Genomic DNA, 18,024 nt, shown 5'->3' on the forward strand with positions numbered 1-18,024 from the left:
TTCTGATGCGACGCTATACCAAACATCTTTTCCTGCCCTTGCTGCTGCTTGGCCTGTGGCTACTGCTGAACGACTCGCTCTCGGCCGGTTACGTGGTGCTGGGCCTGTTCCTGGCTATCGCCCTGAGCTTGGCAGCCATTCCATTTCGTCCGGTTAAGGCCAGCATCCGCCACCCCTTTCTGGCCTTGAAACTGATTTGCCAAGTGGCCTGGGACATTGTGCTGTCCAATATTGCCGTTGGCCATCTGGTTCTGAAAGGCAGCAAAGCACCTCGTCCGGGCTTTCTGGCCATTCCGTTGCAACTGACTGACCCACATGGTCTGGCAGCCTTGGCGTGCATCATTACCTACACCCCAGGTACTGTCTGGTCCGGCTTCGATTACGAGACCCGTGTCCTGACTTTGCACATTCTGGATCTGCAAGACGAACAGGTCTGGTTAGACACTATTCAGAAGCGCTACCAAGGACCGCTACTGGAGATTTTCCAATGATAGACATTGTTTACTGGGCCTGTCAGTTTGCCCTGGGCTGCTTTGTCCTGGGCATGGGCTGCGCCGTCATCCGCCTGCTTAAAGGCCCCTCTGCCGCCGACCGCGTGCTGGCGCTGGACACCATGTACATCAACGGTATGCTGGCCTTGCTGGCCCTGGGCATCCGTTTTGACTCTACCCTGTACTTTGATATCGCCTTGCTGATTGCCCTGTTTGGTTTTGTAGGCTCGGCAGCCATGGCGAAATTCCTGCTGCGTGCCGAGGTGATCGAGCCATGAATACGCCTTTACTACCTTGGTGGCTGGCTGTCCCGGTTGCCCTTTTGCTGGTTCTTAGCGGCATCGTGGCCCTGGTGGGTTCGGCTGGCTTGCTGCGCTTCAAACACTTTTATTCACGCATCCATGCCCCCACCATGGGGAACACGCTGGGTACGTTTTTCATGGTGCTGGCCGTCGCCATCAGCGCCAGCCACTTGATGAGCCGTCCCATTCTGCATCCGCTCATCCTGAGTGTGCTCTTGATCATTACCTCGCCGGTCACCGCCATCTTTCTGATGCGCGCTGCCATCAAACGCGAGCATCGCCAACGTCTGGCCGAATATGGCCCGGACGAGCCAGGCTATCTGGACATGCCACATAAAGCGCCTCTGCCCAAAGATTTGGCTCAACCACCAGCCAGCGATAAGACCTAAGTCAAGCCGTGAGGGTTTAGACAAGTTTTATTACCCTCACTTGCAACTGCTCCACTTATACTAGTAAGTGTTTACTGCGTATCGGGAATTGCCCCATACGCAGTCGCTTTTGGGGCTTTGCGGCCTGCTACTCATACCTGCTCGTAACAGTGCTCGCCAAGCCGGTGATTCCCTTAGCAAGTAAAGGAGTGAGATCGATGAGTCTACTTACACGCCCATCCCGAATTCTGAGTGCCGGCCTGCTCAGCCTGGGTTTGCTGTCCTCTGCTGCCTGGGCTCAAACCCCGTCCCAAGACTACCGACACGACATCCAGCGCTGTGAGCAATTCAAAGGAGACCAGCGCACCACTTGCCGTCGCGAAGCCGGTGCCGCGCTGCAAGCCGAGCGCCATCACAAGCTGGACAAACGCGATCACAATCTGGATGCCAACCGGCAAGCGCGCTGCCATCGCTTACCCGCTGACCGCCAGCAAGACTGCCTGAAATCCATGACCGGCCAGGACACAACGGTACGCGGTAGCGTGGAAGGCGGCGGTATCCTTCGCGAAACCACGACTGTGGTGCCTGCTCAGTAAACGCAGAAAACACGGCTATTCATAATAGGTAGCCAGATAAAAAGAATGGGCCTTGAAAAGGCCCATTCTTTGTTTCTACTGGCTGCAATAGCTAGCTGCAGCTGCGAATGTCTCCACCTACAGCTCCACCTGTATCCCCATCTCCACCACGCGATTAGGCGGGATCTTGAAAAAGCGCGTGCTACGGCTGGCATTACGCGCCATGAATGCAAACAAGCGACGACGCCAGCCCAAGTACCAGGGCTGACGGGATTGAATCATCACCGTCTGACGCGACAGGAAGTAGGATGTCTGCATAGGCTCCAGATTCAGCTCCGGGTGCTCCAGCGCGATCTGCTCCAGCAATTGCGGCACATTGGGCTCTTGCTTGAAGCCCCAGGAAGCCACCGCCTGCCAGCTGCCTCGGCTTAAACGTTGCAGGCTATAGCGCTCCCCAAAAGGAACGTAAGGCACACCGGCACTGGTTACGGTCAAGAACAGGACCTGTTCATGCAGGACTTTATTGTGTTTCAGGTTATGCAATAAGGCCGGAGGGACCGAGTCGGGAATGGTGCTCATGAACACCGCCGTCCCTGGTACACGGGTGGGAGCGTACTCCTCCAGGCTCAGCAAAAACTCTTTTAGCGGCTGCTTGTTTTCCAGCAGACGTTCGTGCAAAGCGGCTCGTCCCTGGCGCCAGGTCAGCATCAAGCCCAACAGCACAGCCCCCACCAGCAATGGCAGCCAGCCGCCTTCCAGAATCTTGAGCGCATTGGCCGAGAACAACAATATGTCCAGAATCAGGAAAACACCCAGGAGCCCCAGCCAGGCCCAGCGCTTGATTCCGCTAGCGCGGCGCGGCAGCAGTACCAGAGCCAGCAAACTGGTCATCAACATGGTACCCGTGACTGCAAAGCCATAAGCATGGGCCAGGCGATCCGAGGAGCCAAAGCTCAGGACCAGAATCATCACCGCCACGCATAGCAGCAAGTTCACACGCGGCAAGTAGATCTGTCCTTCTTCTTTAGCCGAAGTATGTTGGATCACCATACGCGGCCAGAAGCCAAGCTGCACCGCCTGGCGAGTTACAGAAAACGCCCCGGATATCACGGACTGGGAGGCAATCACCGTTGCAACCGTTGCCAGCATCACCATGGGCACCAAGGCCCAGTTGGGAGCCAGGAAGAAGAACGGATTACGAATGGCGGCCGGATCGGAAATCAACAATGCCCCTTGGCCGAAATAACACAGGACCAGGCAGGGCATGACAATCATGAACCAGGCTTTGCGAATTAAAGGACGGCCAAAATGGCCCATATCGGCGTACAAGGCCTCGGCCCCCGTCAAGGCCAGGACCAAGGCCCCCAAAAGCAAAAAGGTTTGCCAGGGAGCGTCAGCAATAAAAGCCACGGCCCACCGTGGGTCCAGCGCCATCAAAACTTGGGGATGCTCAATAACACGCCATAGACCCAAGCCACCCAGCACCAGAAACCAGGTCAACATAATGGGGCCGAACAACTTACCCATGGTACCCGTGCCATGGGACTGGATCAGAAACAAGGCCAGCAAGACGCCCAGGGCCAAAGGTACGACCCAAGGGTCCAGCACGTGAGACACCATCCCTATGCCTTCCAACGCCGACATCACGGAGATGGCCGGGGTAATGATGCTGTCCCCATAAAACAAGGCAGCACCAATCAGCCCCAGCACCACAATAATCTGCCGACGTGGTCCCTGAATGCCGCGTGCCGCCAATTCCATCAGGGCCAGCGTGCCTCCCTCACCTTTATTGTCCAGACGCAACACCACTGTGACGTACTTGATGGAGACCACCAGAGTCAGCAGCCAGAACAGCAAGGACAAGACTCCATAGACCTGTTCGGCACCGGGCTGTCCGTAGGCGCTCAAGGCCACTTTCATGGTGTAGAGCGGGCTGGTTCCAATATCGCCATACACCACGCCTAAAGCGCCCATTAGCAAGGCGGCCTGAGCCGCTTTTTTGGGGTTTTCTGTTGCTGTGTTCAAGGCTTAGTTTCCAATCAAAGTGTCGTGCCGGGTCAGACGCGCACCAATACGCGGACCGGGAAAAACAATGGTGATGCGAGTGCCTGGAAAATCAGGACGGCTCATCAAGCTCCACCAGGCGCCATGCGCACGGGCAATTTCCTGCACAATGGCCAAACCCAAGCCGGAGCCTCCTGCTTGTGTGCCGGGGGAGCGATAAAACGCTTCAAATACCCGCTGCTGCTCGCTGGATTCAATGCCCGGCCCGTGATCTTCCACCGACAAGGAGGGTGGATTACTGGCCACCCGCAAGACGATGCGATCTGTTCCTTGCCCGTAGCGCAAGGCGTTATCCATCAGATTGGACAATAACTCCCGTAGGAGCACGGGGGCAGCATCAATCCAGACCGGCTTTTCAGGTGCCAGCAAATGGATTTCCACACCATGCTGACGCGCCTGCAAGAACCAGTCACCGCCCTCCTCGCGCGCCCATTCACATAAGTCCAGACGCACAAAGCTGTCTTTAATATTGGTGTCCGCATCAGTACGTGCCAGCACCAACAACTGCTGGCCCAGACGAATCATGCGGTCCGAGACACTTTTGATGCGCTCGGCCCGTTGGCGGATATCTTCTGGCAAAGGCCTTGCCAGCATCAGCTCGGACTCCAACTGCAAGCCCGTCAAGGGTGTGCGCAACTGATGCGCAGCGTGACCAATAAAACGCTTTTGCGCCTGCAGCGTATCACGCTGACGTTCCAGCAATTCGTTAAAGTGCTCCACCAGCGGCACTATTTCAGCAGGCAAGGCGCTGGCATCCAGGCGCTCGAAGTCGTCATCGGAGCGGTTGCGGATTTGTTGTGACAAATCATCAATGGACGCCAGCTGCGAGCGAATCCCCGACAGCAGCACCCAGGCAATCAGACTGACCAGCAAGACCTGACTGAGCGCCATGGTCCAGAAAATATCGCGCAGCAGCCAGTCTTCCAGGCTCATGCGGCGCGTCAGTATCCAGGTAACGCTCAAGTCGAGCACCACCAGAATGGAAATCGGGGGAAACAGACGGCCCATCAGTTTGCGGGCCAAAGAACCGGGAGCAAGAAAGCGCTCCAGCCAGCCTCGCAACAAGGAGGTTTTTACCGCTGGAGAAAGATGCTGATCGGGCATGGTTGACCTAAGGTTTCAGGCAGCGGGCACGGGCTGCCGTTATGCTCCGGCCACGCTCTCCACATCGAGCAAATAGCCAAAGCCGCGCACAGTCTGTATGACAGCCCCGGTGCCTTCCAGGCGCTTGCGCAAACGATACACGTAGACTTCGACCGCATTGTCGCTGAAATCGGCATCCCAGGCAGACAAGGAGTTGATAATTTGCTGCTTGGTGACCACACGGCCCGCGCGCATCATCAGCATTTCCAGTACGGACAGCTCGCGCACCGACAAGGTCACACGTTGACCGGCACAGCGCAGCTCGCGGCCAATGGTATCAAAGCTCAAGGGGCCCACATCAATAATGGGCTGTACCTGACCACTGCGGCGGCGGCCAAAAACACGCACGCGGGCGGCCAGCTCGGACAGGTCAAAAGGTTTGATCAGGTAGTCGTCAGCACCGGCATCCAGGCCGCCGACACGATCATCCACACCATCACGCGCAGTCAGAATCAGAACGGGAATGGCGTTGCCCTGCTGGCGCAATTGGCGCAGCACATCCAGGCCACTGATGCCGGGCAAGTTCAAGTCCAGGAGCAGAAGATCGTAGACCTGGGCGGCCAACTCCTTCAAGGCACTTTCGCCTTCCTGGAGCCAGTCAACAGCGTAGCCCTGATCGTTGAGAAATTCCTGCAGTGCGGCGCCCAGTATGGCGTCGTCTTCGATAACTAGTACACGCATTCGGGGGATTTTATTACGAAACTGGCCCCTCGCGTTGCAGATGCAAAGCGAGGGGCCAGAAAAAACAACACGAAGAAGAACCTGGAATTACAGAGCAGGTTTAGGCTCGACGGCCTTCTGGTCGGCGACGGCGCCTTCCTTGGCTTCGCCCTCGTCACCCACTGCCTTGGTCGTCGGACCTGGGCGGGTGATGAAACCCAGACGGGTCAGGCCGGAAGCCTTGGAGCGGCTCATGACCTGGGCCAGGGTTTCGTAGCGAGTATCGGTATCGGCACGGATACGCAATTCAGGCTGAGGCTGATCCTTGGAATAAGGGGCCAGCGTGGCAGTCAAGTCTTCCAGCGCCACAGGCTGCTCATTCACGAAAATCTGCCCTTCTGCATCAATCGCCAGATCAATCGTCTTGGGATCTTGCTGAACTGGTTCGGACGTCGCCTGGGGCAGCTGAATCTTGATGGAGTGCGACAGCAGCGGAGCGGTGATCAGAAAGATCACCAGCAACACCAGCATGACGTCGATCAGCGGCACCATATTGATTTCGGACAGCGCAGAGCCCGAATTGCGATTATCAAAGCTGCCAAAAGCCATGATTAGTGCTCCCGCTTGGCAGCCGCTGCCGAGCTCGATGCTGCACCACCGCCCGAGCTAGGGACACGACGCAGAACAGGTTGGTTATCTTGCACTGGCTGGCCTGTGGTCAGGAAAGTGAACAGGTCGTGAGCAAACGCGTCCAGCTGGGACAGGTAAACGCGGTTGGTACGCACAAACGCGTTGTAAGCCAACACGGCAGGAATAGCCACGGCCAGACCCAGACCGGTCATCACCAGGGCTTCACCCACAGGGCCGGCGATCTTGTTCAGGGTTACGCCATCGGACAGACCGATATTGATCAGGGCGTGGTACACACCCCAAACCGTACCGAACAGACCCACAAACGGAGCGGTAGAACCCACCGAAGCCAGCAGCGTCAGGCCATTTTCCAGCTTGGCGGTTTCTTCGTCCATGACTTTACGCATGATGCGCGAGACAAAGGCATCGGTAGAGCCTTTCTCTTCCAGACGCATGGCGCCGTATTTCACATGGTGTTTTTGAGCGTGAATAGCGTGACTGGCCAGGTGGCTGAACGGATCGCGGGCACCGTGGGTGGCAATTTCGTTTTCAACCTGCTCCAGGGAACTGGCGGACCAGAACTCGCGCATGAAACCTTGCGAGCGGCGCTTCAGGCGGAAGGACAACACGCCTTTGAGGATGATCAGGTACCAGCTGGCAACCGACATCAAGGCCAGAATCACGAACAAGGTCTTGCCGACCACATCACTTTGCTGGATAAAGTGCAGCACCCCGGTCGCTTCCTCAGCGGCAGCAACACTGGCGGCAGCCTGATCTGCAACAGGCCCTGCAACTTGTGCCAGGCTTACCCATACGCTTTGAAATAGTTCCTGCATCATTGATATATCCTAGTAAACAAAGTCGAAAGGAATATCGGCCATGGCACGATAGGCCACACCATTTTCCGTATACGGTTTAAAACGCGCTGTGCGTACTGCTTTCAGTGCCGACTCATCCAGACGTTCATAGCCTGAGGAGCTTTGCACTTTGGCTTCCAGCACGGTTCCTTGGGTTGAAATCACTACACGAACCACCACGCGGCCCTGCTCACGACGGCGCTCGGAAGCCCGGGGGTACACCGGCACAGGACGACGTCCCAAATAATCCACACGACCAATCAGCTTGGGCCGATCACCATCCGTAGAACGGGCGGCAGTTTGGGAGGACGTATTGTCCGTAGCTGGACCTGCTTGAGCGGCAGGAGCGGCTGGTTGAGCAGGCTGCGGTGTTTCTGCCGGTGGGACCTCGGGCTTGGGCTGTGGCTTGGGCTTGGGTTTCGGCTTGGGTTTTGGTTTGGGCTTGGGCGGCTCGGGAATCAGAGGTTTTTCCACGATAGGCTCTGGCTCGGGTTCCGGCTCAACAACCGGTTCTGGCTCGGGCTCGGGGTCCGGTTCCACCTCGGGTTCGGGCTCAGGTTCCGGCTCGGCCACCACCTCTTCAGGAGGGGCACTGACCTGCTCTTGCTGAACCGGGGACTCCGACACTTCCACCAAAGTCACCCCAACAACATCCATGGGGGCGGGTTCACCCACAATCTTGGGGGTTTCCGTCCACAAGATGGTAGCCACGACACCCACGTGCAATCCCAGTGCCAATGCCAAACCAGTTGCCTTCAAGGCCAGCATCGAGCGATTATTCTTTTGAGAAGCAATTCCGGTCATAATCCGTTCTACACATTCTGCAACCCGCATGGACCATGACGGGACCGGACAGGATGCCCAGTGAAGTATCGAATCTTAACAGAAACAGGAATGATTCTCAATACTAAATTCCTGTAATATTTCCTGCTCCAATCCGCCCTGCAAAAAACCTCCAGATACTAACGCAGACAGGCTGACCTAGGGTCAGCCTGTTGCGAATAATTTGCAAAAAATCAGGACAATCGCGCTTCGGTTTGAGACTCGATAGGGAAAGCGCTGAACTTGCGTGGCAAGGCCAAAGCCCGCTCACCCGGCCGCAAGCCCAGCTGCGACCAACGCTGATGATCGAACTCGGCTTCCCAAGCACGCTCGCCCTCGTTCAAGGCCAGTTCAACCCGTACTGTCGCCCCCAAGGGAATAATGCGCTGCACGGCCACGACGATGCCCTGGCCATCCAATTGGCGCTGTAAATCCAGGTCATGCGGGCGCACATAGCCAACTGCTTGCCCCTGCCCCGCATCCTGAGCGTTCAAGGCCTGATTGGACTCGAATTGTCCCAACTGAGGATCAGCCACAAAGCGTCCATGCTGGAACTGACCCGGCAAGCGATTCGCCGCCCCCAGGAACTCATACACAAATGGACTGGCTGGATGGTTATAGACATCCTGCGGAGCACCTTCCTGCTCAACCCGGCCTTTATTGAGCACCACAATACGATCAGCCACTTCAATGGCCTCTTCCTGGTCGTGCGTCACAAACAAGGTACTGATATGGAGGTCATCATGCAGACGACGCAGCCAGGAACGCAGTTCCTTGCGCACCTTGGCATCCAAGGCACCAAAAGGCTCGTCCAGCAACAAGACACCCGGTTCCACCGCCAAGGCACGTGCCAGAGCAATACGCTGCCGCTGGCCACCCGACAAGGCCGCCGGGTAGCGATCGGCCAGCCAATCCAGCTGCACCAGCTCCAACAGCTCGTGCACACGCTGACGAATCTGAGCTTCGGGCAAGCGCTGCTTGCGTGGCTTGATGCGCAGACCAAAGGCGACGTTTTCAAACACCGTCATGTGGCGGAACAAGGCATAGTGCTGGAACACAAAACCCACCTGGCGATCACGCGTGCCCACAGCAGCCACATCCTTGCCGTTGATCAGCACCTGACCCGCATCCGCATGTTCCAGGCCAGCCACGATACGCAGCAAGGTCGTCTTGCCGCAGCCCGACGGCCCCAGCAAAGCCACCAGCTCGCCCGCTGGGAAATCCAATGTCACATCACCCAGTGCCGTAAACGCACCAAACTGTTTAGATAGATGACGAACTTCGATACTCATAATGAACTCCGAATGCGATCATCCACGATGACCGTCTTGAACCATTTTGCGCTCGGCCCACAATTTAAGCGCCAACGTCAGTAAAGCCAAGACCGCCAGCACCGAAGCCGCCGCAAAAGCGCCCACCGTGTGATAGTCGTTGTACTCAATCTCTACATGCAAGGGCAGCGTGTTGGTCTGGCCCCGTATATGGCCCGAGAGCACCGACACCGCCCCAAATTCACCCATGGCACGGGCATTGCACAGAATCACGCCATACAGCAGGCCCCACTTGATCTTGGGCAGAGTCACCCGCCAGAACATCTGCCTGCCATTGGCCCCCAACACCCGCGCAGCCTGCTCTTCTTCGCTGCCCTGCATTTGCATCAGCGGAATCAACTCACGCGCCACAAAGGGAAAAGTGACAAACAAAGTCGCCAAAACCAAACCGGGCAAGGCAAATACGATACGAATGTTATTAGCGTCCAGCCAATCCCAAAATGGGCCTTGGCGACCAAAAATCAGTAAAAACATCAAACCGGCAATGACAGGTGATACCGAGAACGGCAGGTCGATCAGCGTCGTCAGAATGCTTTTGCCACGGAACTCAAAACGCGCAATCGCCCAGGAGGCTGCCAGGCCAAACGCGATATTCAAAGGCACGGCAATCACGGCAACCAGAACTGTCAGGCTGGCGGCATGCAAGGTATCGCTCTCGCTCAAGGCGGACAGATACGGCATGATGCCCCGGCTAAAAGCCGTCATGAAGACCAGGATCAAAGGCAGGAGCAAGAACAGCACAAAGAACACCAAGGCAATGCCAATCAATAGGGCTTTGACGGCCGGACCTTCATCCTGCGCCGCCCGCAAGCGCGCCGTATGTACCGGCACCGCCTGCACAGAGGAATCCATCGTCAGGCTGCTCATCGTGCGCCCTCCAAAGTCAAAGGCGCTGCCACCTTGGCTGCCTTGCCACTAGCCTGGCCCGAATGACGCGACTGCAAGTACCACTGCAAGCGATTGATCGCCAGCAGGATAATGAAGGACAGCACCATCATCAAAACGGCCAGCGCCGAGGCTCCGGCATAGTCAAACTGCTCCAGCTTGATCACGATCAGCAAGGGTGTAATTTCCGAAACCATAGGGACATTACCGGCAATGAAAATCACGGAACCGTACTCACCCACCGCACGGGCAAAAGCCAGCGCTACGCCCGTCAAGCAGGCGGGCAAGATAGCGGGCAGAATCACCTTGGTGACCGTCTGGAAGCGATCGGCCCCCAGGCAAGCACTGACCTCCTCCTGCTCCTGTTCCAGCTCTTCCAGAACCGGCTGCACGGTACGCACAACAAAGGGCAGCCCAATAAAAACCAGGGCGATCAGCACCCCCCAAGGGGTAAATGCAATCTGCCCAACATAAGGTTCAGCCCAGGAGCCGATCCAGCCGGTAGGCGCATAAATCGCTGCCAAGGAAATCCCGGCTACCGACGTTGGCAAGGCAAAGGGCAGATCAATCAAGGCATCCACAATGCGACGACCGGGAAAGCGGTAACGCACCAGGACCCAGGCCAGAATCAAGCCAAATACACCATTGATCAACGCCGCCAAAGCGGCCATCCCAAAGGTCAGTTTCAAGGAAGCCAAGACGCGCGCAGCACTGATGGTTTCCCAAAAGGCCGACCAACCCATGGAGGTGGTCTTGAGCAAAACAGCAGACAAGGGGATCAGAACAATCAGGCTCAAATAGCTGATGGACAAACCCATGGTCAAGCCAAAGCCTGGCAAAGCCCGCTGCTTGCGGGCAGCGGGCAGAAATCCCCAAAGACGAGCCTGTGACATCGAACGGTCCTCGGTGATAGTGGGGTTACTTGCTCAAGTAGATGCTGTCGAACACGCCACCATCCGCAAAGTGCTTGGCCTGAACCTGAGTCCAACCGCCCAGCTCATCGTCAACCTTGTACAGTTTCAACGCCGGGAACTGATCGCGGTACTTGGCGGCCACCGACTCCAGGCGAGGACGGTAAAAATGACGGGCGGCAATTTCCTGACCTTCCGGGCTATACAGATATTCCAGATAGGCCTGAGCCACTTTTTCCGTGCCATGCTTGGCGGCATTGGCATCTACCAGCGCCACAGGCGGCTCGGCCAGAATGCTGCTGGAAGGCACCACAATATCGAAGCGATCCGGCCCCAGATCCTTGACGGACAAGAGCGCCTCGTTCTCCCAGGCAATCAATACATCGCCAATGCCCCGCTCCACAAAGGTTGTGGTCGATCCACGCGCACCGGAATCCAGCACGCTGACGTTGCGATACAGCTTGGCCACAAAGTCACGGGCCTGCGCTTCATCCCCATTGCCTTGCTTCAAGGCGTACAACCAGGCCGCCAGATAGTTCCAACGTGCCCCCGCCGAAGTTTTAGGATTGGGCGTAACCACCTTTACATCAGAGCGAATCAAGTCGTTCCAGTCGTGAATCCCCTTGGGATTACCCTTGCGCACCAGCAAGACAATCGTGGAGGTGTAAGGCGTACTGTTGTCCGGCAGGCGAGCCTGCCAGCCTTTGTCCAGCAAACCGGACTGAGCGATCTGATCAATATCGGAAGAAATACCCAGCGTCACCACATCAGCGGGCACGCCATCAATCACGGTACGGGCCTGCTTGCTGGAACCACCGTGGGAACTACGGATGACTACACTGTCACCCGTTTGCTCTTTGTAATGCGCCTGGAAAGCCTTGTTGAATTCAGCGTACAGTTCACGCGTTGGGTCGTACGAAACATTCAGAATGCTGACCTCGGCTGCAACAGCCGTTGCCGCCGCCAGCACCAACGCCAGCAAAGCCCCTGCCCGAACGCCCTTCCACTTCTGTTGAATCCGCTTCATTTCCCATCCCCTAGAAACCATTTCCAAGCAATGAGAACGAGTCTAGCAAGGGTGTTACACCCGGCTAAATACCGATTCTTTGGTTAGATATAGCGGGGAGATGGAGGGGGCGGAAATGGCTGCCTAATCAAGGCATGTACGGGGCCAGGAATCAGGAAGCAGGAACGCTCAGGTCACGGACCAGCAAAGTCAGAACAATCGCCGCAAACAGGCACTCGCCTACATTGAACCAAAGGTGCCAGGGCTTGGACTTGTCACTATTGCCCAATGCGTAACGTATCCCTCTGTAATTGATCCAACCCAGGCACACGACCAGCACAGGCCACAAGATCCATAGCGGCGGGAAAAACAAAAGAAACATAAAGGCCAGCCATGCCAGAATCAAGGTGGCAAGAGGAGACAGGCAAGAGAGTAGTTTGCTCATGAAGACCCGAGGACCGCATATCGACAAGGCGTAGTGTTACCTGAATAGTTGCTGCGCTCAAGAGTAAAAAAAAAGCAGCAACCAGTTTGGCTAAGACGCGAAACCATCCCGGCCCTAGCCTGTCTCGGAACAGATAAGCAGAATGGAAAAAGCCGAACCCAATGTTTCAAAGGGTCCGGCCTAACTTGATCAACGCTACGCTTGCCTAGTCAGGCAAGCACGGGATCAAATGATTTGGATCTGGGTAGCGCATGGGCCTTTTTGGCCAACGCCCGCAACGAAGGAAACTCGTTGGTTCTCATCAAGAGATTTAAACCCAGAACCTTGAATTTCACTGTGGTGCGCGAAGAGGTCTTTACCACCACTCTCCGGCATGATGAAGCCGAAGCCTTTTTCGTTATTGAACCACTTCACGATACCAATTTCTGTTTTCAATGTATGTCCTAAGTAATCAGGGGAAAAATGTCCCTGGACACACTATGGACGCTATCCACATATATAGATAGCACTGTTACAAACTAAACAGCTGGGTCACCCTCTGACTTTATGGCTTGCGCGCAGGAATCACAAGTCTGTGCCGCTCAAATGGGGCACTTACCAACGCTTACAGGCTTTCAGGACGAAAATCTGGCAGAAAAAGTGCCCGCATCAGAGAAGCAGCGCTGCTCCGAACTGGCCTGATACACAAAACAAACAGGCACAAAAAAAGCACTTAGTTTTACCTAAGTGCTTGATTCGACTAGCAAAAGAAATGGTGGGTGCTGAGGGGTTCGAACCCCCGACCTACGCCTTGTAAGGGCGCCGCTCTACCAGCTGAGCTAAGCACCCATTTCTGTGATGCTGTTCTTCTTGTGAAGAAAAAGAATTATAGGACCAAAGAATTTTTTTTGCAAGTCTTTTGCGTAAATTAATTTAAAAATTAATTCACAGCGTCTTTCAGAGCCTTACCGGGACGGAACTTGGGCACGTTTGCGCCTTCGATCTCGATAGTTTCACCGGTACGTGGGTTACGACCCGAACGGGCAGCGCGTTCCGACACAGCGAAGGTGCCAAAACCAACCAGAGTAACCGTATCTTTTTCTTTCAGCGTGGTGGTCACGGCATCGATAAACGCATCCAGTGCACGACCAGCGTCAGCTTTGGACAGATCGGCTTTGGTGGAAATGAATTCGATAAGCTCGGTTTTATTCATTGAGAAAATACCCCTGAAAATTATTTTACGGGCCCCCAGCGGGAACCAGTTTGTGGCGGTCAGACTTAATAGTGACAAACGACAGGGCAAGCAAGCACTACCGTCTGTCATCGCTACCGGGCGCACAAGTGCCCCGGTTGGCTACCGCGTATTAAGCCTTCGTTTAATACCCGTGTCAAGCAAAAAAACCCCTGTAACCCGCATCATTGCTCACTGTTGATACAAGTTGCAGGACTTTCCCTATTTTGCATCGAGAAACTTAACAGGCTGCCTCAAATATGTTATTTGGGCTTTGAAACCCCAAAAAATTAGCCGGCTGATACTGCGTTTTTGAACATTTTTTCAAGCACTTACGCACGTCCATCAGCGACTCTGCGGGCCGTCGCTCGCATAAATTTCCTTATATGCCTCGCACTTAGCCCCACCCTACCTTCTTGTCTGAGAGCCAGAAGCTTCCTTTCTGCACCCCTCTACTGAACACCAACCATGCCCATATCGAAGCGGCCTGCCCTCCTACAATTTTCTGCATTGTTTGACTGTCTTTCGGTACTTGCTACCGTCAAGGAGCGCAGCGATGCACGGCAAGGTTTATTTGGTTGGGGCGGGACCTGGCGACCCTGAACTTCTCACACTACGCGCTTTATACCTGCTGCAACATGCAGATGCGGTGGTCTATGACCGTCTGGTCAGCCGCGCCATCATGAGCTGCATCAATCCTGAGGCCTCCTTGCATGACGTCGGTAAAGTTGCCGCGTGCAAGCCCAGCATGCAGGACGATATCAACGACACGCTCTTGTCGCTGAGCCGAACCCATCAACACGTTGTCCGCTTGAAAGGCGGTGATCCTTTTATTTTTGGCCGTGGAGGCGAAGAGCAGCTGTACCTGCAACAACATGGAGTCCAGGTTGAAGTTGTACCCGGGATTACAGCGGCTACAGGCTGTGCAGCTTCTTTAGGCATTCCCTTGACCCATCGCGGGCTGGCCAGCAGTGTGCGCTTTATCACCGGGCACCTGCGCGACAACCAAGGGCTGGAACTGAACTGGGCCTCCTTGTCTGACCCCACCTGTACGCTGGTGTTCTACATGGCCATGGCCAATTGCAACCATATTGCCCAGGCCTTGATTCAACATGGGCGCAGCCCGCATACGCCTATCGCCTTGGCACAAGATGCCACGCTTAAAAGCCAGCGCTGGGGCTTGGGTACTTTGCAAACACTTCCACAGCTTGCGCAAACCTTCAGTCCCCCGGCCTTGTTGATTATCGGCCAGGTGGTGCAGTTGCATCCGGATTACCCGCAACCCGCCTCAAACACGCAAGATGCCCTGGCCTGCGAACCCTCCTGGGCCGTGATGTGAAAGGTTTGCACCTCCCTTTCAAACTCAGTGGCAGGCAACTTCTTGGCAGCATGTGGCTAACCGTGCTGCTCTCCCTTCTTTGGCCACAACAAGCCGCTGCTGATGAAACAGCTTTGACACCGGAGCGGCAAGCCTCTTTACGAACGCTGCTTCATCAAGAATGCGGCTCATGTCATGGCTTGCTCCTGAAAGGAGGCTTGGGGCCTGCTTTAACGGCTAACGCCTTGCGAGACCAAAGCGCACAGCAGATCGCCCTGACGATCATGCAGGGGCGTCCCGGAACAGCCATGCCTGCCTGGAACCGCTTCTTGCAGCCAGCAGAAAGTCTCTGGCTGGCTCATTTTCTTCTCCATGAATCGGATGCAGCACCATGAAAGCACTGATGACTCTGGGCCTGCTTGTCGCTTTAAGCGGCTGTGCCAACCCACTACGCGGCACGAATGACCTGGGGCTGGTTGTAGAGCGTGCGACAGGCAGTGTGGCTGTCGTTGAAACCAGTCATCGTAGCCGCTTGGCGCGAATTGAAGGTTTGGGTGATCTGTCCCACGCCCATATCACCTACTCACGTGACGGGCGTTATGGCTATGTCTTTGGGCGGGACGGTGGCCTGAGCAAAGTGGACCTGCTTCAACAAGTTCTAGTCCATCGCATCATTCAGTCCGGCAATGCCATAGGTGGCGCCATCTCCCAGGATGGCAAGCTGATTGTGGTGCAAAACTACGAACCGGGTGGCATCAAGGTTTTTGATGCGGACACCCTGGCCCTGATAAGTGAAGTTCCGTCTTACTACGCCCCCAACAAACGCGCCAAAGTGGTTGGTCTGGCTGACTTACCCAATCAGCAATTTGCCTACTCCTTGTTCGAAGCAGGTGAAATCTGGCTGACCGACCTGTCCGACCCCTTACGCCCCACAACACGACGTTTTGCAGCGGGTCGCCAGCCCTACGATGCCATGGTCACTCCAGATGGGCGTTACTACATTGCCGGTCTGTTTGGCGAGGATGCCCTGGCCATGCTGGATTTGTGGAACCCAGAAAGGGGAGTCCAAAAAATCTTGCAAGGCTATGGCCGGGGAGAGACCGCCCTGCCCGTCTACAAAATGCCGCATCTACGGGGCTGGTCCTTGGCTGGTCAGGACTTGTTTTTACCAGCTATTGGACGCCATGAGGTTCTGGTCGCCAGCACCGTGAACTGGCAAGAGAAAACTCGCATTCCGGTTCATGGACAACCCGTTTTTGTCATGGCTCAGCCCGATGGCCGTCAGGTCTGGGTGAACTTCGCTTTTCCAGACAACGACAAGGTACAGGTAATTGATGTCGCCACCCTGGAAGTGGTTCAAACCTTGGACGTAGGCAAAGCCGTTCTCCACATGGAATTCACCCCCAAGGGTGAGGCTGTCTGGATTTCAGCGCGAGACGACAACAAGGTCAGTGTGTACGACACCCACAATTTCAAGCGTCTGGACAGCCTGGATATTCAGCACCCGAGTGGAGTGTTTTTTACGCATCGGAGTGGTCGCATTGGTTTCTGATCTTTCCCCTTCTGCCTTTCAACTATTGAACGCCTGGCAACATGGCTTCCCCTTGGAACCCCGACCGTTCCGCAAGCTGGGACTGCTTTTGGGGCTTAGCGAACAAGCCGTGATGGACTACCTGCAACGCTGGCAAGACCAAGGCATCCTCAGCCGTATCGGGCCAGTACTGAACCCTGCCTGTATGAGCAGCACTTTGGTGGGCATGCATGTGCCCGCCAAGGATCTGAACACGGTTGCAGACTGGATCAGTGCCCTGCCCGCCGTGAACCACAACTACGAGCGCGAACACACCATCAATCTCTGGTTTGTGCTGACCTGTGCGAATGAACAAGAACGGCAGGCGGCCTTGGAGCACATCGCTGAACATACTGGCTTGTTGCCCTTGTCCTTGCCCATGATCCGGGCCTATCACATTGACCTGGGGTTTAGCCTTGTCCCACATACCAAGAGCACCAGCCCCTTGTCGCCCAGCAAGGGACTGCCCGCATTAGGCAGTACTGAACGCAAACTGCTGGAGTGTTCTTTGCAAGGTTTGAAGATTCAAGCCGACCCCTTCAAGCCTTGGGCAGAGCAAGTACAGATCAGCGAGAAACAAGTGCTGCAACAGCTACGCGGCTTTCTGGAACAAGGCATATTCCGGCGATTTGGCGTGGTCCTGCGCCATCGAAAACTGGGCTACCAAGCCAATGCCATGTGTGTCTGGACGGTAGACAAGCATCGCATTGATGCCCTAGGCGAGGAGCTGGCCAGGCAAGACGGCATCACGCTGTGCTATCAGCGGCAGCCCTGCCCGCCACATTGGAATCACAATCTGTTTTGCATGATTCATGGCAAAAACCGTCAGGACGTACTGACACACCATGCGGAGTTGAATAATCGTTTTGACTTGGGTCAGCTCCCGCAGGAAGTGTTGTTCTCCACTCGCTGCTTCAAACAACGAGGCGCACTACTTAGCCCGTCTCGTCATGACTGATCATCACCCCCCACCATTGCATGCGCCGGTTGAACTGGACAACACCGATCGCCACATTCTGAATCGCCTGCAAGATGGTTTCCCCATCTGCTCCCGCCCCTTTGCACAGTTGGCACCTGATTTTGCCTTGAGCGAGTCTGCCTTGATTGCTCGTGTCCAGCACTTGCGCCAATCCGGGATATTGACCCGCTTTGGGCCCCTCTTTCAGATCGAGGCTTTAGGCGGTGCTTATTGCCTGGTCGCTATGGCCGTACCGGAAAAACGCTGGGACAGTACCGTCATAGCCGTCAACCGCCATCCTGAAGTCGCTCACAATTACCGGCGCGCCCATGCCTTGAATATGTGGTTTGTACTGGCCACGGCGACACCGCAAGACATCGAATCCTGCCTGAAGACAATCGAAGCTGAAACCGGCTTGCCCGTCTTTGCCTTTCCCAAAGAGCAGGAATATGCCCTAAGCCTGAAACTGGAGCTTTGA

The 18,024-nt window shown here is 55.7% G+C and carries 22 protein-coding genes and 1 tRNA gene; 9 read left to right on the plus strand and 14 right to left on the minus strand.

What is annotated here, in order from left to right; all coding sequences use genetic code 11:
* The first annotated feature begins 5 nt into the window (after positions 1 to 5).
* From KOE80_RS03155 to KOE80_RS03170, 4 genes are all read left to right on the plus strand, one after another.
* Positions 6 to 491: a Na+/H+ antiporter subunit E gene (locus tag KOE80_RS03155; protein WP_052159474.1), complete on the plus strand. Its 486-nt coding sequence runs from the start codon at positions 6 to 8 to the stop codon at positions 489 to 491.
* Entirely contained in the window at positions 488 to 769 is a 282-nt protein-coding gene (locus KOE80_RS03160) for a K+/H+ antiporter subunit F (protein WP_009461751.1), read from the plus strand. The genes KOE80_RS03155 and KOE80_RS03160 overlap by 4 nt, the downstream gene beginning before the upstream one ends.
* Positions 766 to 1,182, plus strand: coding sequence for a monovalent cation/H(+) antiporter subunit G (gene mnhG, locus KOE80_RS03165; protein WP_021446503.1), 417 nt, complete (start codon positions 766 to 768; stop codon positions 1,180 to 1,182). The genes KOE80_RS03160 and mnhG overlap by 4 nt, the downstream gene beginning before the upstream one ends.
* A 197-nt stretch (positions 1,183 to 1,379) precedes the next feature.
* Complete coding sequence (locus tag KOE80_RS03170) at positions 1,380 to 1,757, plus strand: hypothetical protein (RefSeq protein WP_035272861.1); 378 nt, start codon at positions 1,380 to 1,382, stop codon at positions 1,755 to 1,757.
* A 117-nt stretch (positions 1,758 to 1,874) separates the two neighbouring features.
* Here the strand turns inward: KOE80_RS03170 and KOE80_RS03175 are convergent, their stop codons facing one another.
* The 14 genes from KOE80_RS03175 to KOE80_RS03240 form a co-directional block, all read right to left on the minus strand.
* The gene (locus tag KOE80_RS03175) at positions 1,875 to 3,710 is read right to left on the minus strand and encodes a potassium transporter Kup (RefSeq protein WP_226348405.1); all 1,836 of its coding nucleotides are present in this window, start codon (positions 3,708 to 3,710) and stop codon (positions 1,875 to 1,877) included.
* A 54-nt stretch (positions 3,711 to 3,764) separates the two neighbouring features.
* Positions 3,765 to 4,904 (minus strand): sensor histidine kinase, encoded by a 1,140-nt coding sequence (locus KOE80_RS03180; RefSeq protein ID WP_035272863.1) that lies wholly within the window; start codon positions 4,902 to 4,904, stop codon positions 3,765 to 3,767.
* A 39-nt stretch (positions 4,905 to 4,943) separates the two neighbouring features.
* On the minus strand, positions 4,944 to 5,624 hold the full coding sequence (locus KOE80_RS03185; protein WP_009461744.1) for a response regulator transcription factor: 681 nt from the start codon (positions 5,622 to 5,624) through the stop codon (positions 4,944 to 4,946).
* Between the two features lie 87 nt (positions 5,625 to 5,711).
* The gene (locus KOE80_RS03190; RefSeq protein WP_226348342.1) at positions 5,712 to 6,212 is read right to left on the minus strand and encodes an ExbD/TolR family protein; all 501 of its coding nucleotides are present in this window, start codon (positions 6,210 to 6,212) and stop codon (positions 5,712 to 5,714) included.
* A gap of 2 nt (positions 6,213 to 6,214) precedes the next feature.
* On the minus strand, positions 6,215 to 7,072 hold the full coding sequence (locus KOE80_RS03195) for a MotA/TolQ/ExbB proton channel family protein (protein ID WP_226348343.1): 858 nt from the start codon (positions 7,070 to 7,072) through the stop codon (positions 6,215 to 6,217).
* Between the two features lie 9 nt (positions 7,073 to 7,081).
* Entirely contained in the window at positions 7,082 to 7,885 is an 804-nt protein-coding gene (locus KOE80_RS03200; RefSeq protein WP_413228917.1) for an energy transducer TonB, read from the minus strand.
* Positions 7,886 to 8,106: 221 nt separating this feature from the next.
* Positions 8,107 to 9,204 (minus strand): sulfate/molybdate ABC transporter ATP-binding protein, encoded by a 1,098-nt coding sequence (locus KOE80_RS03205; RefSeq protein WP_026483423.1) that lies wholly within the window; start codon positions 9,202 to 9,204, stop codon positions 8,107 to 8,109.
* 18 nt (positions 9,205 to 9,222) lie between these two features.
* Positions 9,223 to 10,110 (minus strand): sulfate ABC transporter permease subunit CysW, encoded by an 888-nt coding sequence (gene cysW, locus KOE80_RS03210; RefSeq protein WP_226348344.1) that lies wholly within the window; start codon positions 10,108 to 10,110, stop codon positions 9,223 to 9,225.
* Positions 10,107 to 11,021: a sulfate ABC transporter permease subunit CysT gene (gene cysT / locus KOE80_RS03215; RefSeq protein ID WP_035274669.1), complete on the minus strand. Its 915-nt coding sequence runs from the start codon at positions 11,019 to 11,021 to the stop codon at positions 10,107 to 10,109. The genes cysW and cysT overlap by 4 nt, the downstream gene beginning before the upstream one ends.
* 25 nt (positions 11,022 to 11,046) lie before the next feature.
* Entirely contained in the window at positions 11,047 to 12,066 is a 1,020-nt protein-coding gene (locus tag KOE80_RS03220; RefSeq protein ID WP_060185199.1) for a sulfate ABC transporter substrate-binding protein, read from the minus strand.
* Positions 12,067 to 12,217: 151 nt separating this feature from the next.
* Positions 12,218 to 12,490, minus strand: coding sequence for a hypothetical protein (locus tag KOE80_RS03225; protein ID WP_226348345.1), 273 nt, complete (start codon positions 12,488 to 12,490; stop codon positions 12,218 to 12,220).
* Positions 12,491 to 12,715: 225 nt separating this feature from the next.
* Positions 12,716 to 12,925, minus strand: coding sequence for a cold-shock protein (locus tag KOE80_RS03230; protein WP_042481232.1), 210 nt, complete (start codon positions 12,923 to 12,925; stop codon positions 12,716 to 12,718).
* A gap of 317 nt (positions 12,926 to 13,242) precedes the next feature.
* Positions 13,243 to 13,318: transfer RNA gene (locus tag KOE80_RS03235), tRNA-Val, on the minus strand.
* A 91-nt stretch (positions 13,319 to 13,409) separates the two neighbouring features.
* Complete coding sequence (locus KOE80_RS03240) at positions 13,410 to 13,682, minus strand: HU family DNA-binding protein (RefSeq protein ID WP_003799450.1); 273 nt, start codon at positions 13,680 to 13,682, stop codon at positions 13,410 to 13,412.
* 574 nt (positions 13,683 to 14,256) lie between these two features.
* Between KOE80_RS03240 and cobA the strand changes: the two genes are divergently transcribed.
* From cobA to KOE80_RS03265, 5 genes are read left to right on the plus strand one after another with little or no spacing between them, the layout of a single operon-like run.
* Positions 14,257 to 15,039: a uroporphyrinogen-III C-methyltransferase gene (cobA, locus tag KOE80_RS03245; protein ID WP_226348346.1), complete on the plus strand. Its 783-nt coding sequence runs from the start codon at positions 14,257 to 14,259 to the stop codon at positions 15,037 to 15,039.
* Between the two features lie 50 nt (positions 15,040 to 15,089).
* Positions 15,090 to 15,413, plus strand: a complete 324-nt coding sequence (locus KOE80_RS03250) for a c-type cytochrome (RefSeq protein WP_226348347.1) — start codon at positions 15,090 to 15,092, stop codon at positions 15,411 to 15,413.
* On the plus strand, positions 15,410 to 16,570 hold the full coding sequence (locus tag KOE80_RS03255) for a cytochrome D1 domain-containing protein (protein ID WP_226348348.1): 1,161 nt from the start codon (positions 15,410 to 15,412) through the stop codon (positions 16,568 to 16,570). The genes KOE80_RS03250 and KOE80_RS03255 overlap by 4 nt, the downstream gene beginning before the upstream one ends.
* Positions 16,551 to 17,546: an Lrp/AsnC family transcriptional regulator gene (locus KOE80_RS03260; RefSeq protein WP_230940549.1), complete on the plus strand. Its 996-nt coding sequence runs from the start codon at positions 16,551 to 16,553 to the stop codon at positions 17,544 to 17,546. The genes KOE80_RS03255 and KOE80_RS03260 overlap by 20 nt, the downstream gene beginning before the upstream one ends.
* Positions 17,539 to 18,024: an Lrp/AsnC family transcriptional regulator gene (locus tag KOE80_RS03265; RefSeq protein WP_060185206.1), complete on the plus strand. Its 486-nt coding sequence runs from the start codon at positions 17,539 to 17,541 to the stop codon at positions 18,022 to 18,024. The genes KOE80_RS03260 and KOE80_RS03265 overlap by 8 nt, the downstream gene beginning before the upstream one ends.

Origin of the sequence: Alcaligenes sp. 13f, assembly GCF_020496585.1 — a bacterium.
GTDB classification, from domain to species: domain Bacteria; phylum Pseudomonadota; class Gammaproteobacteria; order Burkholderiales; family Burkholderiaceae_B; genus Alcaligenes; species Alcaligenes phenolicus.

Coding starts and splice junctions, on each gene's coding strand:
- KOE80_RS03155 (WP_052159474.1), top strand. CDS start 6: ATGCGACGCTATACCAAACATCTTTTCCTGCCCTTGCTGCTGCTTGGC.
- KOE80_RS03160 (WP_009461751.1), top strand. CDS start 488: ATGATAGACATTGTTTACTGGGCCTGTCAGTTTGCCCTGGGCTGCTTT.
- mnhG (WP_021446503.1), top strand. CDS start 766: ATGAATACGCCTTTACTACCTTGGTGGCTGGCTGTCCCGGTTGCCCTT.
- KOE80_RS03170 (WP_035272861.1), top strand. CDS start 1,380: ATGAGTCTACTTACACGCCCATCCCGAATTCTGAGTGCCGGCCTGCTC.
- KOE80_RS03175 (WP_226348405.1), bottom strand. CDS start 3,710: ATGGGCGCTTTAGGCGTGGTGTATGGCGATATTGGAACCAGCCCGCTC.
- KOE80_RS03180 (WP_035272863.1), bottom strand. CDS start 4,904: ATGCCCGATCAGCATCTTTCTCCAGCGGTAAAAACCTCCTTGTTGCGA.
- KOE80_RS03185 (WP_009461744.1), bottom strand. CDS start 5,624: ATGCGTGTACTAGTTATCGAAGACGACGCCATACTGGGCGCCGCACTG.
- KOE80_RS03190 (WP_226348342.1), bottom strand. CDS start 6,212: ATGGCTTTTGGCAGCTTTGATAATCGCAATTCGGGCTCTGCGCTGTCC.
- KOE80_RS03195 (WP_226348343.1), bottom strand. CDS start 7,072: ATGATGCAGGAACTATTTCAAAGCGTATGGGTAAGCCTGGCACAAGTT.
- KOE80_RS03205 (WP_026483423.1), bottom strand. CDS start 9,204: ATGAGTATCGAAGTTCGTCATCTATCTAAACAGTTTGGTGCGTTTACG.
- cysW (WP_226348344.1), bottom strand. CDS start 10,110: ATGAGCAGCCTGACGATGGATTCCTCTGTGCAGGCGGTGCCGGTACAT.
- cysT (WP_035274669.1), bottom strand. CDS start 11,021: ATGTCACAGGCTCGTCTTTGGGGATTTCTGCCCGCTGCCCGCAAGCAG.
- KOE80_RS03220 (WP_060185199.1), bottom strand. CDS start 12,066: ATGAAGCGGATTCAACAGAAGTGGAAGGGCGTTCGGGCAGGGGCTTTG.
- KOE80_RS03225 (WP_226348345.1), bottom strand. CDS start 12,490: ATGAGCAAACTACTCTCTTGCCTGTCTCCTCTTGCCACCTTGATTCTG.
- KOE80_RS03240 (WP_003799450.1), bottom strand. CDS start 13,682: ATGAATAAAACCGAGCTTATCGAATTCATTTCCACCAAAGCCGATCTG.
- cobA (WP_226348346.1), top strand. CDS start 14,257: ATGCACGGCAAGGTTTATTTGGTTGGGGCGGGACCTGGCGACCCTGAA.
- KOE80_RS03250 (WP_226348347.1), top strand. CDS start 15,090: ATGTGGCTAACCGTGCTGCTCTCCCTTCTTTGGCCACAACAAGCCGCT.
- KOE80_RS03255 (WP_226348348.1), top strand. CDS start 15,410: ATGAAAGCACTGATGACTCTGGGCCTGCTTGTCGCTTTAAGCGGCTGT.
- KOE80_RS03265 (WP_060185206.1), top strand. CDS start 17,539: ATGACTGATCATCACCCCCCACCATTGCATGCGCCGGTTGAACTGGAC.